The following is a 14,926-nucleotide window of genomic DNA, read 5'->3' on the forward strand; positions in this document are numbered from 1 at the left end:
GAACGGCGGACGCGCGGCGTTACCCGCGCGCCGGTCGATGCGGCGCGTCGAGCGCGATCCGGTAGACGCGCAGCGCGTTGTCGTGCCAGATCGCGCGGCGCGCGGGGCCGTCGAGGTGCGCGATCGCGCCGGCGAACGTGCGCAGCAGTGCGGGATAGGACACGCGCAGTCCGGCGACCGGGAAATTGCTGGCGAACAGGCAGCGCCGCCAGCCGAAGATCGCGATCGTGTCGCGGATGATCCGCGCGTTGTCCGCGTCGTTCCACGCCGCATCGCGCAGGCCGAGCTCGGAGATTTTCACGGTCACGCGCGGCAACGCGGCGAGCGCCGCCATGCCGCCGCGCCAACGCGCGAGTCCGGCTTCGGAACGGTCCCACGGCAGCCCCGCGTGTTCGAGCACGACATCGACGTCGGGTGCATCGACCAGCATCGCGGCCGCGTCGCCGAGATGCCAGAACGGCACGCGCAGATCCCAGCTCAGGCCGTGCGCGGCGAGGCGTTCGAGCGCGGCCGGCCAGCGCGGATCACGCAGCGCGCCCGGCTCGTCGATCGATGCGTCCGGCGCAGCCGCGGTGCGCGGCTTGAACCGCACGCCGCGCACGTGCGGCCACGCGGCCTGTTCGGCGAGCCGTTCGTCCGCATCGCCGGCCAGCAGGTCGACCCACGCGACGATCGCCGACGGCAGCGCGTGCGCGGCCGCGACTTCATGCAGCCAGCGCGTTTCCGCGAGCGCCTCGTCGCGCGCGCGTTCGGCTTCGACGTGCACGCTGGCGACGAGCGGCGCGCATTGCGCCGCGTGCCGGAAATCGTCGACGTCGAAGTTGCGGCACAGCGCCGCGTAGTCGCCGAACATGAAGCGTGCGGGGTCATAGTGCGCCTGCAGCCACGGGTAGTGCGCGCCCGCATCGAGCTGCCACAGGTGGTGATGCGCATCGACGAGCGCATCGGGCATGCCGTCGGGCGGCGCTTCGTCGCGCATGTCAGCGCGCGCCGGCGAGCACGTACGACGCATCGGGCTCGCGCAGCGTCGCGAGCGCACCGACGAAGCGCCACGCGTCGAGGTCGAGTTCGCGCACATGGTCGTCCTGGAACGACACGTACGCGACGCGCCGCGACGGATGGAACGACAGCGCGGTCGGATTGGCTGGCAGCGCGATGCGCTCGATCTCCTCGAGCTGCCGCGCGTCGAACACCGAGATCGACCGCTCGCCGGAGTTGGTCAACAGCAGCAGGTCGCGGCCGTCGGGCGCGCTCGTCCGGTAGATGCGGTTCGGGTCGCTGCGCGTTTTTACGCGGCGGCCGCAGGTCATCGTCTCCGTGTCGATCTCGACCAGCGTGTCGTCGCCGCGATTCGCGACGAACAGCGTGCGCTCGTCGCTCGACAGCGCGTTGCCTTCGGGGCGTGGGCCGGGCATCACCGCGCGTGGCGCGACCGTCGCGTCGCGTGGATGAAACTGCGTGACCGTGTTCGACAGCAGGTGCACGCCGTACGCACGGCTCGCGTCGCGCGTGAGCGTCACGAGGTGCGTTTTCACGCCGCCGGACGGCACGGCCATGTTCGGCACGGGCTGGCGGGTCGGCTCGTCGAATACGAGCAGCATGTCGTGCGCTTCGCTCATCGCATACAGCCGGCCGTCGCGGTCGCTCGCCATCCCGTGCGGCCGGTAGTACGGCCACAGGTCGAGCATGCGCGTGTGCGTGCGCTCGACGAGATCGATCTCGGCGATCCGGTGATCGCCTTCATGGCCGCGCGACCACGCGGTCTCGATTCCGAAGATGCCGACGTACGCGTAGCGGCCGTTCACGTCGACGGCGAATTCGTGCGGGAAGTTCGGCAGCACGATGTGCTTGAGCGGCGCTTTCGTGTCGAGGTCGTAGAAGCTGAAAGTGTGGGCGCATTTCTGCACCAGCAGCAGGATGTCGTTCATGATGGGTCTCCGGTGTGTCGTTCGCTGTCGCGCGGGTTCGTCAGCCCTCGCAGCGCTTCGGCAGCGTCAGCGCGAGCAGCCCGGCTACCGCGAGCGTGGCCGCGAGGCTGTAGACGCCGGCCGCCGCGCTCACGTGCTGCGTCAGCACGCCGACCGCATACGGGCCGCAGAAGCCGCCGAGATTGCCGAGCGCGTTGATCAGGCCGCGGGCGCTGCCGGCCGCCTCGACGCTGCAGAGCTTCGGCGGAATCGCCCAGAACACGCCGGCCGCCGCCTGCAGGAAGAAGCCGCAGCCGATCAGGAACGCGAACGACACGGCCATCGATGCATGCGTGAGCACCGACAGCGCGAGGCACGCGGCGAATCCGACGAGCGGCAGCAGCACGAACAGGCGTCGCTTGCCGGTCCGGTCGGACCAATACGACGTGACGAGCATCCCGATCACCATCGCGACGTACGGCAGCATCGCGAGCAGGCCGACCCGGCCCATCCCGCTGTGCGTGAGATTTTTCAGCAGGGTCGGCAACCACATCGTATAGCCGTAGATGCCGGCCTGATAGCAGAAGTTGATCGCGATGAGCAGCCAGATCGTCGGGTGGCGCAGCAGCGCGCCGAACGACGTGGCCGCCGGCGTGCCGGCCGCGCGCTTGCGTTCCTGCTCGTCGCGCAGCGCGTCGAGGATGTACGCCTTCTCGCGCGGCGACACCCAGCGCGCGGTCTCCGGGCCGTCGTCGGCGAACAGCATCCAGACGACGAGGCACAGCAGCGACAGCGCGCCCGCGCAGAAGAACAGGCGATGCCAGTCGTATGCGGCGAGGATGAAGCCGGACAGCGGCGCGGTGATCATGCCGGCGAGCGGCACGAACAGGATGACCATCGCATTCGCGCGGCCGCGTTCGCGGTCGGGAAACCAATGGCTGACCATCGTCAGCACGACCGGCAGCATCCCGCCCTCGGCCACGCCGAGCAGGAAGCGCAGCGCGAGCAACTGCCACGTGTGCGTGACGAGCCCGGTCAGCACCGACAGCACGGCCCAGCTCACGAGCGACCACGCGATGAAGGCCTTGCCGCTGCCGAGCGCCGCGCGCCGGCCGCCGGGAATCTGCAGGAACAGGTAGCCGAAGAAGAAGATGCCGCCGGCGAGGCCGGCCATCGTCGCATCCATGCCGAGATCGGCGTTCATCCCGCCGGGCATCGCGAACGCGATGTTCACGCGGTCCATGTAGGAAATGATGCACGCGAGCAGCAGCGGCGGAATCACGCGCAGCCAGCGGCGGCGCGGAATGGCTTCGCCGGCGTCGTAGGCCGGGGTGGCGGGGTTCAGCAGGTTCATGGTGTCTCCATCCATCCGATGAGCGGCGGCGGCCTTCTGTCGGGCCGCCGTCACGCCGAGGCGCAACGCACGCGCGTTGCGGGTGCAAAAACGGTCGCTAGCGCCCCCAGCGCAGCACGAGCGGATCGAGCCGCCGCGCCGTGTCGAGCAACCCCGCGCGTACCTGCGGAGGCAGCTCGGGCCACGGCGAACGCGGCCGGTCGCACGCGATCACGCCGCCTTCCTTCATCAGCGCCTTCGCGGTGAGGAAGCCCGACTGCCGGTTCTCGTAGTTGATCAGCGGCAGCCAGCGCGCGTACGCGTCGTAGGCATCGTCGCGGCGGCCGGCGAAATACGCGTCGGTGATCCGGCGAATCCCGTCCGGATAGCCGCCGCCCGTCATCGCGCCGGTCGCGCCGGCGTCGAGATCGGCGAGCAGCGTGATGCCTTCCTCGCCGTCCCACGGCCCCTCGATCGCATCGCCGCCGAGCGCGATCAGCTCGCGCAGCTTCGACGCGGCGCCGGCCGTCTCGATCTTGAAATACGACACGGCGTCGATTTCGCGCGCGAGCGTCGCGAGCAGCGAGGCGGACAACGCGACGCCGCTCGCCGGCGCGTCCTGGATCATCAGCGGAATGTCGAGGCCGTCGGCGACGTCGCGGAAGTACGCGCGCACCTGGGCCTCGGGCACGCGGAACGTCGCGCCGTGGTACGGGGGCATGACCATCACCATCGCGGCACCGAGCGCCTGGGCCTCGCGATTGCGCTGCGCACAGATCCGCGCGCTGAAGTGCGACGTCGTGACGATCACCGGCACGCGGCCCGCGACGTGCTCGAGCGTGGTGCGCGTGATGAGATCGCGTTCGTCGTCGCCGAGCGCGAACTGCTCGGAGTAGTTCGCGTGGATGCAGAGGCCGTGCGAACCGGCATCGATCATGAAATCGACGCAGCGGCGCTGGCCGTCGAGATCGAGCGCGCCGTGCGCGTCGAAGATCGTCGGCACGACGGGAAAGACGCCCTGGTAGCGTGCGTTCATGTCGGCCCTCACTCGACGATGTCGAACTGGTCGAGGAATTCGGTCTTCAGCGTGAGGCCGAGGCCCGGCACGTCGTCGCGCAGTTGCAGGAAGCCGTTCTCGGCCACCGGTTCGCCGTCGAAGATGTAATAGAACAGCTCGTTGCCGACCTCGACGTCGAACATCGGGAAGTACTCGCTCATCGGCGACGCGAGCGTGCTCATCGTCAGGTGGTAGTTGTGCATCTGGCCCGCGTGCGGAATCACCGGCACGCTGTACGCCTCGCACAGCGCGTTGATCTTGTGCGCCATCGTGATCCCGCCGACGCGGTTCGTGTCGTACTGCACGACCGATACGGCCTTGCGGTCGAGGAGCTGCTTGAAGCCGTACAGCGAGAATTCGTGCTCGCCGCCGGAGATCGGGATGCGCGTCAGCCGGTTCAGCTCCGCGTAGCCGTCGAGGTCGTCCGCGATCACCGGTTCTTCCAGCCAGCGCGGCTGGTATTTCTCGAGCTTCGGCAGGATGCGCTTTGCATACTCGAGGTTCCAGCCCATGTAGCACTCGAGCATCAGGTCGTTGTCGTAGCCGATCACCTCGCGGATCGCCGCGACCGATTTCAGGTTCTCGACCACGCCCTGCTGCCCGTGCGCGGGCCCGTAGCCGAAGCGCATCTTGAACGCGCGGAAGCCTTCCTTCAGGTACTGCTGCGCTTCCTCTTGCATCGCCTTCAGGTCGGTGCGATAGAGCTTCGAGTAGTAGCAGGGAATCTTTTCCTTGGTGCGGCCGCCGAGCAGCTTGAAGACCGGCTTGCCGACGCTCTTGCCGAGGATGTCCCAGATCGCGATGTCGACCGCCGAGATCGCCGCCATGCCGATGCCCTTGCGGCCCCAGGCATGGGTCGCGCGGTACATCCGCTGGTTCAGGTACTCGTAGTCCCACGGGTCCTGGCCGATCACGAGCGGCGCGAGGTACTGGTCGATGATGACCTTCGCGACCTGCGGCGCGAGCGCGACGTTGCCGAGGCCGACGATGCCGTCGTCGGTTTCGACTTCGACGACCGTCCACGCATGGAAGCGGAACGTGCTCATCGTCTCCTGCGGCGCATACAGCAGGTCCATCGCGTTCGAACAGAAGTTGCCCTGCGGCGGGACGGTCTTGCCTTTCCACTGGAATACGCGAGCGCGTACGGAGCGGATCTTCATGATGGTGTCTCCAGAATCGGGGTTGTCGTGTGTAGAAGGCGTGCGAGCGTCACGCCGAAACGGCGGCGGTGCGGCGCGCGGCGCCCATCCGGCACGCGATCTGCAGCGCCTGCCAGGTCGCGCCGACGTCGGCCGTGCCGCGGCCCGCGATGTCGTACGCGGTGCCGTGCGCGGGCGTCGTGATCGGCACGGGCAGCCCGCCCTGCACGGTCACGCCGCGCGAGAAGCCGAGCAGCTTGATCGCGATCTGCCCCTGGTCGTGGTACATCGTGACGATCGCCTGGTAATCGCCGGCCTGCGCCTTCAGGAAGATCGTGTCGGCCGGGAACGGGCCGTGGAACGGCGTGTCGGTCGGCCAGTCGCGCGCCTGCAAGCGGCGCACGGCCGGCTCGATGATGTCGACTTCCTCGCGGCCGCAACTGCCGCCGTCGCCGCCGTGCGGGTTGAACGCGGCGATCGCGACCTTCGGCGCGGCGACGCCGTTCGCGAGCAGCGACCGGTAGATCAGCTCGGACGCCTGTTCGATCCGCTCGATGCTCAGGCAGCCGGCCGCGTCCTTCAGCGGGATATGCGACGAGATCCGCGCGGTCCACAGTTCGCCGAGCGTGTTGAATTCGCAGAAGTAGCCGGTCACGCCGAGCGCCTCGGCGAAGTGGTGCAGCTCGTCGTCGTGGCGCAGCCCGCCGAGCTTCATCGCGTACTTGTTCAGCGGCGCGAAGCAGATCGCGTCGATGTCGCCGGCGAGCGCGGCGTCGAGGCACTGGTCGAGCACGGCCAGCGTCGAGCGGCCGCCGGCAGCATCCGCCTGGCCGACCGTGACCTGCGCGGCGTCGATCGTATCGACCGCGACGAACGCGGCGCGCGCGGTCGACGGCCGGCCGCGCACGGCGGCCAGCGACGCGACGGGTTCGACGTCGATCGTGACGCCGGCGACGCGCTGGCCAGCCTCCCACAGCCAGCGATCGCCGATCAGCACGAGGTTCGCGCGGGCGGTCGCGTCGGGGCGGGCGAGCAGTTTCGCGATCAGTTCGGCGCCGATGCCGGCGGGGTCGCCGAGCGTCAGCGCGACGACGGGCTGCGTGGCGGCGGTCGAGGGGGTGTGCATGCGGTGTCTCCGGTGGCGGCGCGTGGCCGTTGGTCTATGGGGTTGATGCTAGGTAGACGGAATGAGTCGGTAAATTGAAAACTCTTGATGAATCGATAACCTGGAGTAATCAAAAATGGGCTCGATCGACCGACGAGACTCGACCCCGCAACTGCTGAACCGGCTGCGCATGCGCCAGATCGCGCTGCTGCTGGCCGTGGACGAATGCTCGACGCTGCGCGCGGCGGCCGAGCAGATGGGCCTCACGCAACCGGCCGCGACGAAGATGCTGGCCGAACTGGAGAGTGCGCTCGGCCAGCGGCTGTTCGACCGCATCGGGCGCGGGCTCGTGCTGAACCCGGCCGGCGAGCGCGTGCTCGGCTATTTCCGCGGCATCCGCGGCAGCATGGAGGCGCTGAACCGCGAGCTCGGCGAACTGCAGCTCGGCAGCGCGGGGCGGCTCGCGATCGGCAGCATCATGGCGGCGTCGCCGGGGCGGCTGACCGAGGCGCTGGTGCAGTTGAAGGCGCGTTATCCGCTGCTCGCGATCGACATCGCGGTCGACACGAGCGACCGGCTGATGCCGCAGCTTCGCGAAGGCGTGCTCGAAGTGGTGATCGGGCGCCACGTCGGGACCGACTGCGACTTCCGCGTGGTCGACGACGAGGCGCTCGCGATCATCGCGGGCCGCGACCATCCGCTCGCGGACGCGGGGCCGGTCGAATTCGACGCGCTGCTCGACTATGCGTGGATCGTGCAGCCGACCGGCAGCCCGGCGCGCGAGGTCGTCGAGCGCGAATTCCGCTCGCGTCACCAGCCGATGCCGCGCGGGCTCGTCGAAACGGGCTCGATCCTGACCACGATGAACCTCGTCGACCGTTCGTCGATGCTCGGCGTGATTCCGCTGACGGTCGCGCAGCGCAACGCGGCGCACGGGCTCGTCGCGATCATCGATTACACGCTCGAACAGAAGCTGCCGTCGTACGGCAGCCTCGTGCGGCGCGACCGGCCTTTGAGCATTCCCGCGCAGCAGTTTCTCGCGCTGTTTCACCGGGACGGCGCGGGGGATGACGGCGATGCGTAATGGCGCGGTTTGCCAGCCGAGGCGGCCGAGCCAGCCGCGCCAGCCGATCAGACCGATGAGACCGATCAAGCCGATCAAGCCGATCAAGCCGATCAAGCCGATCAAGCCGATCAAGCCGAACAAGCCGAACAAGCCGAGTCACCGCCGCCGCGGAGCGCGGTGAAGCGTGATGGCGACGCCGGCGAGGCGGCCGAGGGCGAACCCGAGCGAACCGCTTCAGTGCGCCGACGGCGCGGCAGGCGCGTCGGCGAGCGCCGGCATCGATTCGGACAGCGCGCGGTCCGGGCGAATCCGCAGCGCGGCGACGATGCCGATCAGCAGCATCGCCACCGAGCCGATGAACGGCACCGTCCAGCTGCCGGTGCGATCGACGAGATAGCCGAACAGGATCGGCGACAGGATTCCCGAGATCGCGGAACCGGCGTTCATCATCCCGCTCGCGATGCCGGCGTGGGTCGGCGCGATGTCGCTCGGCACGGCCCAGATCGGCCCGATCGTCAGTTCGAGGCACAGGAACGACCCGGACAGGCACAGCGCGACGCCGGCCGTCGAGTGCACGAACGCGAGCGGCAGCAGGCAGGCGAGCGCGCCGACGAAGCTCGTCACGATCACGCTCTGCCGCGACAGCGCGAGGTTGCCGGTCTTCCGGTAGATGCGGTCGCAGAGCCAGCCGCCGAGCGTGTCGCCGACCACGCCCGCGAAGAACACGCCGGACGCGAACAACGCGGTCGATTTCAGGTTCAGGCCCTGGCCGTTCAGGAAGAAGGTCGGCAGCCACGTGAAGAACAGCCACGCGGTCCAGCCGTAGCAGAAGTAGACGAAGATGGTCGGCGCCATGCGCCGGAACAGCGGCCCCCACGGCGTCGGGCCGGACGGTGTGACCGGGCGCGCGGCGCGCGGGCGGCCGTCGTCGTCGCCCGCCGGATGCTCGCGGAAGCCGACGATCCACCACGCGAGCCAGACGAGCGTGACCGCGCCGATCACGAAGAACGCCGCGCGCCACGACAGCCACGTCATCAACGCGGCGACGATCGGCGGCGTGACCGCGTTGCCGAGCCGCGAGAACGAATGCGTGAAGCCCTGCACGACGCCGCGCCGCTCGCGCGGAAACCAGTGCGTGATCGCGCGGGCCTGGGCCGGCAGCGTCGCGCCTTCGCCGATGCCGAGCAGCAGCCGCGCGGCGAACAGCAGCGTGAGGCTGTGCACGAGCCCGGTCGTGAACGTGGAGACCACCCAGATCAATCCGCAGCCGATCAGCGTGATGCGCGCGCCGAACCGGTCGGCGATCCAGCCGCCGCCGATCTGGCAGATTGCATACGAATACGCGAACGCGGAGAATGCGACGCCAAGCTCGGTATTCGACAGCCCGAGTTCGGCCTTGATCGCGCCGGCGGCGGTCGCGAGATTGACGCGATCGACGTAGAGGATGAACGAAAGCGCGCACAGCAGCCACAGTGTGTGGCGCCGTTGACGGTGGTCGTTGGGCATCTGTCTCACTCCATGTTCGTGCGCGGCGTTGCAATGACGCTGCGTTCACGGGCCGGCCCAGCATCGCGCGGCGGCGGAGACACTGTCCAATGAATCTTTGGGATCAATCGATAACCCCAGGTGTTCATTCCGGTTTCAGCCGCACCGGGCGCATGGGTGCAACGGACACACAGGTGAAGCATTGACCGACGACGAACTTTCGCTCCGCCCGGAGAGCCGCTTCTGGCAGCTCGCGCCGGTGAGATGGTGGATCCGCGGGCACGGCCGCGACGGCTATTCGTTCCGCCTGCTGCTGTGCCCGCTTGCGATCGTGTTCGTGCTCGAATTCGTCTGCGTGATGGCCGGCGCGCTGTACACCAGCATCGCGGTCAGCGCGGTCGCGACGCTGTTCCTCGGTATCGCCGGATTTCACGGGGCGCAGCGCGAATGGCTGATGACGGCCGCGCCCGCCCGCGCGCTCGTGAAGGCCCGCATGAAGAAGGCGGCCGAGCGGCTTGCGTCGCTCGGCGTCGGTGCGACCGTGCTCGCGATCTTCGTCGCGGCGACCTCGCTGTCGCTCGTGATGTCGGGCCGGCCGGTGCTGGACAGCGTGTCGAAGGACGCGGTGTCGATCTTCATCGCGCTGGTGTTCCTGCCCGTGTACGTGTCCGGCGCGGTACGCAAGCTGGCGATCGCGCGGATCGAGGAGCTGGAGGCGCTGCGTCACGCGACAGTCGGCACGCAGCTGAAATTCGACCGCGCCGGCGCGGTGCGCGCGGTGATCGTGCAGGGCGCGGCCGGAACCGGGACGGTATCGGTGATGGAATACACGGTGCTCGGGTTCAGTCCGCCGCTGGACCAGGTCGGGCGCGAACCGCGCGCGTGAAGGGGGGAGCGGCGGCGCGTTACGCCGGGAAGCGCTCGCTGTCGGGCGCCGGCGTGAGATCGTCGGGCCACCGCACCTCGAACCGCGTGCCGCCCGCGCCGGTCGGCACGCACAGCGCTTCGCCGCGATGCGCATGCGCGATCGCCGCGACGACCGCGAGCCCGAGGCCGGTGCCGCCGGGTTGCGTCTCGTCGACGCGCCGGAACGCCTGGAACACGTGCGGCGCGAACTCGGCCGGGATACCGGGGCCGTCGTCCTCGACGCGCAGCCGGCACATCCCGTTCTCGATGCGCGTCTGGATCCGGATCGCACCGGGCACCGCATGGCGGCGCGCATTTTCCAGCAGCGCGAGCAACGCCTGGCGGAGCCGGACCGGGTCGCAGCGCATGCGTCGCGGGTCGAGATCGAATTCCGGATGCTGGCCGGCGGCCTGCAGCGCGTGCGCGAACGCGTCGACCACGGCGCGTACCTCGGCGGCGAGGTCGGTGTCGCGGATCTCGATGCTCAGGTGGCCGCTATCGGCGAGGCTGATCACGCGCAGATCCTCGATCAGCCGCGTCAGCCCTTCGACCTGCGCGAGCAGGCTGCGATACAGCGCGTCGCTCGGCGTGAACACGCCTTCGGCGAGCCCCTGCAGCCGGCCGCGCAGCACGGTCACGGGCGTGCGCAGCTCGTGCGCGATCGCCGCGTTCCAGAAGGTTTGCTCGTCGGTCACACGCTGCAGTTCGCTCGCGAGCGCGTTGAAGTTGTCGGCGAGCAGCGCCGCTTCCTTCAGCGAACGGTCGCCGGCGACCGCGCGTGCGCCGAGATCGCCGCGCGCGACGCGGCGGATGCTGTCCGTCACCGAATTCAACGGCACGAGGATGCGGCGCGACAGGTTGACCGCGACGACGACCGCGATCAGCAGGCCCACCAGCGTGGTCGAAATGATCCACACCCACTCGGGCCCGCTCGGGACCCAGCTCTGCGGCTTGAAGTACTCGGGCGAGTACTGGTACAGCAGGTAGTAGAACACGTAGGCCGTCACGACGATCAGCACCGTGATGCCGAAGGCGATCGCGCCCATCGTCAGCGCGATCTGGCGGCTCAGGCCGTCGAGTCTCACTCGCCGCTCCACAGTTTGTAGCCGACGCCGCGCACGCTGGCCGGCACGCCCGCGACGCCGAGATCGTCGAGTTTCTTGCGCAGCTTGCTGACGTGGCTGTCGACCGTGCGCTCCAGCGCGTCACCTTCCGGCAGGCAGGTGGCCATCAGCTCGGCGCGGCTGAACACGCGGCGCGGTGCGCGCGCGAGCTGCGCGAGCAGCTTGAATTCGGTGAGCGTCAGCACGAGCGTGTGGCGCACGCCGTCGACTTCGACCGTCGCTTCGTGGTGCTCGAGATCGATCTCGAACGGCGCGGCGCGCAGCACGCGCTGCTCTTCCTGGCGCGCGCCGGCCATCGAACGGCGCAGCACGGCCTGAGCACGCGCGACGACTTCGGCCGGGTTGAACGGCTTGACCACGTAGTCGTCGGCGCCGATGCGCAGCCCGGTCAGCTTGTCGATGTCCTGGTCGAGCGCGGTCAGCATGATGACCGGCGTGTCGCCGCGATGGCGGATCTCGGCAAGCACCTTCCAGCCGTCGACGTGCGGCATCTGCACGTCGAGCAGCACGAGGTCGGGCTTCAGCGACAGGTGGAGTTCGAGCGCGCGGCGGCCGTCGGCGGCGTGCACGGTGCGCAGGCCGTTGCGCGCGAAATACGCGATCAGGATCTCGGCGATCTCGGGTTCGTCCTCGGCGATGAGGACGAGCGCCTGCGCGCCTTGGCCGGCGCCGGGAGATGAAGGAAATTCGGGCATGGCCACTCGTTCGGATTCAGCGGGGTTCCATCGAATCGCCATACTACCGTACGGCTCTGGCGGTCGAATGGAGACGGGCGGCCATGCCCCGGCGAGACGCCGCGCCAGGGCGGCGCGTACCGTCAGTGCCCGACCGCCTTCAGCAGCGCTGCGGCCGCGAGCTTGCCGACGCCGTTCGACGCGAGCGGGCTGTCGCCCGTGATCAGTTTGCGGTCCTGATGGCAGCGGCCGGTCATGTCCTTGTTCAGCACGCGCGCGCCGAGCTTTTCGAGGCTTTGCGCAACGAGCCACGGCAGCGGGCCCGGCATGTAGCCGATGTCGAGGTTCGGCCCCGTGTCGAGCGCATCCGGAAACACGCAGATCTCGTAGTCCTTGAACGGGTAGTCCTGAGGATCTTCGTCGACGGCGGCCGACAGCAGGCATGCGGGCCCGTGACACAGCGTGATGATGTGCCGGTCGTGGTCGAGCGCCCAGCGCAGCGTGCGCTTGACGTCCTTGCTGTGCGGAATGCCGGCGAGCACGCCGTGGCCGCCGGGAATGAACACCGCGATATACGGCGAATCGGCGCCGGAATGCTGGTCGAGCACGTCGGACAGCTTGAGCGGCGTCTTCAGCTTCGGCAGGTATTTCCGGTAAGTACTCTGCACGGCCTCGTCATCCTGCGGCATCGCCCAGAGTTCGAGTTTGGCCGGGTTACCCGACAGCGTCGCGATGTCGATCTCGAAGCCGGCCTTGTCCATGTGGTGCATCGGCAGCAGCATCTCCACCGGATGGTTGCCGGTCGAGAACATCTTGCCGTTCGTCATCAGGATGTAGCGCTCGTCGGTCGCGATCATCAGGACCTTCCACTTGCCGCCGGTGTACGGATTCGGGTAATCGGCGCCGTCGAAGTCGGTCTTCGACGACGTGTACTGCGACAGCGAATACGGCGACGGGAAATACGCATTGTTCTCCGCCGGGTCGGGGGCGGGCGTGCGGTCCACCTGCGTCGTGTCGGAAGTCATGGCTGCTCCTTGCTCAGGGGGGAAGGGGGGCGGGCGGGGCCGGTGAGATGCATGCGTGAGTCGGCGCGCCGATTGCGCGGCGGCCTGGCTTTCCGGTCATGCCCGGTCGGGCGGACGGGGATCTCACAGGAAGAATACGCGCTGCGATGAATCCTACAACGGCATGTCGCGGCGGGCGCCTCCCCGAACGGGTGGGTCTCGCGCGCCGATCGCCGTGATACGTGTACGAGCGGTCCGCCGCCGGTGCCGGCCAGGAGGCCCGCTCCCCCCGGACAGGGGGGGGGCGCGAAAGCCGGCCGGTCCGGTATCGTGGCCGCACGCTCGACGACCCGACCGGTCGCCCATGGAGACATTCATGAATTCGTCATACCCGTATCCGCAAGACGAGCCGGCACCGTCCGCCCATGCGTATCCGCTGCTGATCAAGCAGCTGCTTCATGCGCCGCTGGCGACGCGGCCCGAGCAGGAGATCGTGTACGGCGACCGGGTCCGGCACGATTACTGGACGTTCCGGCATCGCATCGGGCAACTCGCGAGCGGATTGGCGTCGATCGGCGTCGGCGCGGGCGACGTCGTCGCCGTGCTGGACTGGGACAGCCATCGCTACCTGGAGTGCTACCACGCGATTCCGATGATGGGCGCGGTGCTGATGACGGCCAATGTCCGGCTGTCGCCCGATCAGTTGCTGTATACGCTCAACCATTCGGGCGCGCGCATCGTGCTGGTTCACCGCGACTTCCTGCCGCTGCTGGCGGGGATGCGCGACCGGCTCGATACGGTGCGGCACGTCGTGCTGATCGCCGACGGCGATGAAGCCGGTTTGCCGGATGGTTTCACCGACGAATACGAGGCGCTCGTCGCGGCCGGTTCGCCCGATTTCGCGTTCCCCGATTTCGACGAGCAAACCCGCGCGACGACGTTCTACACGACCGGCACCACCGGCCTGCCGAAGGCCGTTGCATTCACCCATCGGCAGCTCGTGCTGCATACGCTCGCGGGCATGGCGGCGTTGTCGAGCGCGCGCGATCGCGGCCGCGTGCATCGCGACGACGTCTACATGCCGATCACGCCGATGTTTCATGTGCACGCCTGGGGGATGCCGTATATCGCGACCGCGCTCGGGCTCAAGCAGGTCTATCCGGGCCGCTATTCGCCGGACGGATTGGTGGCGCTGATCGCGCGCGAAGCGGTGACGTTCTCGCATTGCGTGCCGACGCTGCTCGCGATGATTCTCGACAGCCCGGCGTCCGCGGCGGTCGACCTGTCGGCGTGGAAGGTGATCGTCGGCGGCTCGCCGTTGTCCGACGGGCTCGCGCGGGCGGCGCTCGCGCGCGGCATCGAGGTCTACACGGGGTACGGGATGTCGGAAACCTGCCCGCTGATGACGATCGCGCAGATTGACCCGCCGCGCGCGGCCGGCGGTGCGTCGGCCGACGACGACATCGCGCGCCGGACCAAGGCGGGGCTGCCGTTGCCGCTCGTCGACCTGCGCATCGTCGATGCGCAGTTTCGCGACGTGCCGCACGACGGCCGGTCGGCGGGCGAGGTCGTCGTGCGGATGCCGTGGGCGACGCAAGGCTATCTCGGCGATGCGCCGGCGTCGGCCGCGCTGTGGGCCGGCGGCTATCTGCATACGAACGACATCGGCGTGATCGATCCCGACGGCCGGCTGCAGATCACCGACCGCATCAAGGACGTGATCAAGACGGGCGGCGAATGGGTCTCGTCGCTCGAACTCGAGAGCATCCTGTCGCGTCATCCGGCCGTGCGCGAATCGGCGGTGATCGGCGTGAAGGATGCGCGCTGGGGCGAGCGTCCGCTCGCGCTGGTCGTGCTGACCGACGAGCAGGCTGGCCGCGTCGAGCCGGAGGAATTGAAAGCGCACGTGAAGCAGGTGGCCGACCGCGGGCTGATCTCGCGCTATGCGGTGCCGGAACGGCTGCTGATCGTCGACGCGATCGAGAAGACGAGCGTCGGGAAGATCAACAAGCGCGCGTTGCGCGAGCGCTACCAGCCCGACTGACGGGTGCCCGGCCGCCCAGACGCCGGCGGCCAGGGCCCCGCGGCTCCCCGCCCGGGGTAACCCCCCGAATGGGGGGCTGAAC

At 68.9% G+C, this 14,926-nt stretch carries 13 protein-coding genes; 3 read left to right on the plus strand and 10 right to left on the minus strand.

Annotation, left to right across the window (positions count from 1 at the left end; all coding sequences use genetic code 11):
* Positions 1-19: 19 nt before the first annotated feature.
* From DFS13_RS17770 to DFS13_RS17795, 6 genes are all read right to left on the minus strand, one after another.
* On the minus strand, positions 20-979 hold the full coding sequence (locus tag DFS13_RS17770; protein WP_111441931.1) for an amidohydrolase: 960 nt from the start codon (positions 977-979) through the stop codon (positions 20-22).
* 1 nt (position 980) lies between these two features.
* Complete coding sequence (locus tag DFS13_RS17775) at positions 981-1,928, minus strand: YncE family protein (protein WP_111441932.1); 948 nt, start codon at positions 1,926-1,928, stop codon at positions 981-983.
* Positions 1,929-1,968: 40 nt separating this feature from the next.
* Complete coding sequence (locus DFS13_RS17780; protein WP_111441933.1) at positions 1,969-3,261, minus strand: MFS transporter; 1,293 nt, start codon at positions 3,259-3,261, stop codon at positions 1,969-1,971.
* A gap of 97 nt (positions 3,262-3,358) precedes the next feature.
* Positions 3,359-4,276: a dihydrodipicolinate synthase family protein gene (locus tag DFS13_RS17785; RefSeq protein WP_060264173.1), complete on the minus strand. Its 918-nt coding sequence runs from the start codon at positions 4,274-4,276 to the stop codon at positions 3,359-3,361.
* A gap of 8 nt (positions 4,277-4,284) precedes the next feature.
* On the minus strand, positions 4,285-5,457 hold the full coding sequence (locus DFS13_RS17790) for an L-rhamnonate dehydratase (protein ID WP_060264175.1): 1,173 nt from the start codon (positions 5,455-5,457) through the stop codon (positions 4,285-4,287).
* Between the two features lie 49 nt (positions 5,458-5,506).
* A complete protein-coding gene (locus tag DFS13_RS17795) occupies positions 5,507-6,562 on the minus strand; it encodes a 4-hydroxythreonine-4-phosphate dehydrogenase PdxA (protein WP_111441934.1) in 1,056 nt (351 codons plus the stop codon).
* 115 nt (positions 6,563-6,677) lie between these two features.
* On the opposite strand from DFS13_RS17795, the gene DFS13_RS17800 reads away from it, so the two are divergent.
* Complete coding sequence (locus tag DFS13_RS17800) at positions 6,678-7,625, plus strand: LysR family transcriptional regulator (RefSeq protein ID WP_058902501.1); 948 nt, start codon at positions 6,678-6,680, stop codon at positions 7,623-7,625.
* 216 nt (positions 7,626-7,841) lie between these two features.
* Here the strand turns inward: DFS13_RS17800 and DFS13_RS17810 are convergent, their stop codons facing one another.
* Entirely contained in the window at positions 7,842-9,113 is a 1,272-nt protein-coding gene (locus DFS13_RS17810) for an MFS transporter (protein ID WP_077189820.1), read from the minus strand.
* Between the two features lie 181 nt (positions 9,114-9,294).
* Here DFS13_RS17810 and DFS13_RS17815 point away from each other — a divergent pair, with 181 nt between their 5' ends.
* Positions 9,295-9,978 carry a hypothetical protein gene (locus DFS13_RS17815; RefSeq protein ID WP_111441935.1) on the plus strand — a complete coding sequence of 228 codons (684 nt, stop codon included), beginning with the start codon at positions 9,295-9,297 and terminating at the stop codon, positions 9,976-9,978.
* A gap of 19 nt (positions 9,979-9,997) precedes the next feature.
* Here DFS13_RS17815 and DFS13_RS17820 read toward each other — a convergent pair whose 3' ends face one another.
* The 3 genes from DFS13_RS17820 to hchA form a co-directional block, all read right to left on the minus strand.
* Positions 9,998-11,083 (minus strand): ATP-binding protein, encoded by a 1,086-nt coding sequence (locus tag DFS13_RS17820; RefSeq protein WP_111441936.1) that lies wholly within the window; start codon positions 11,081-11,083, stop codon positions 9,998-10,000.
* A complete protein-coding gene (locus tag DFS13_RS17825) occupies positions 11,080-11,817 on the minus strand; it encodes a response regulator (RefSeq protein WP_006482275.1) in 738 nt (245 codons plus the stop codon). Before DFS13_RS17825 ends, DFS13_RS17820 begins: the two co-directional genes overlap by 4 nt.
* Before the next feature lie 122 nt (positions 11,818-11,939).
* Positions 11,940-12,821 (minus strand): glyoxalase III HchA, encoded by an 882-nt coding sequence (gene hchA, locus DFS13_RS17830; RefSeq protein ID WP_006494548.1) that lies wholly within the window; start codon positions 12,819-12,821, stop codon positions 11,940-11,942.
* Positions 12,822-13,176: 355 nt separating this feature from the next.
* Between hchA and DFS13_RS17835 the strand changes: the two genes are divergently transcribed.
* A complete protein-coding gene (locus DFS13_RS17835) occupies positions 13,177-14,844 on the plus strand; it encodes a fatty acid--CoA ligase (protein ID WP_181461616.1) in 1,668 nt (555 codons plus the stop codon).
* The last annotated feature ends 82 nt before the right edge of the window (positions 14,845-14,926 follow it).

The organism is Burkholderia sp. 28_3 (assembly GCF_003253915.1).
GTDB lineage: Bacteria > Pseudomonadota > Gammaproteobacteria > Burkholderiales > Burkholderiaceae > Burkholderia > Burkholderia cenocepacia.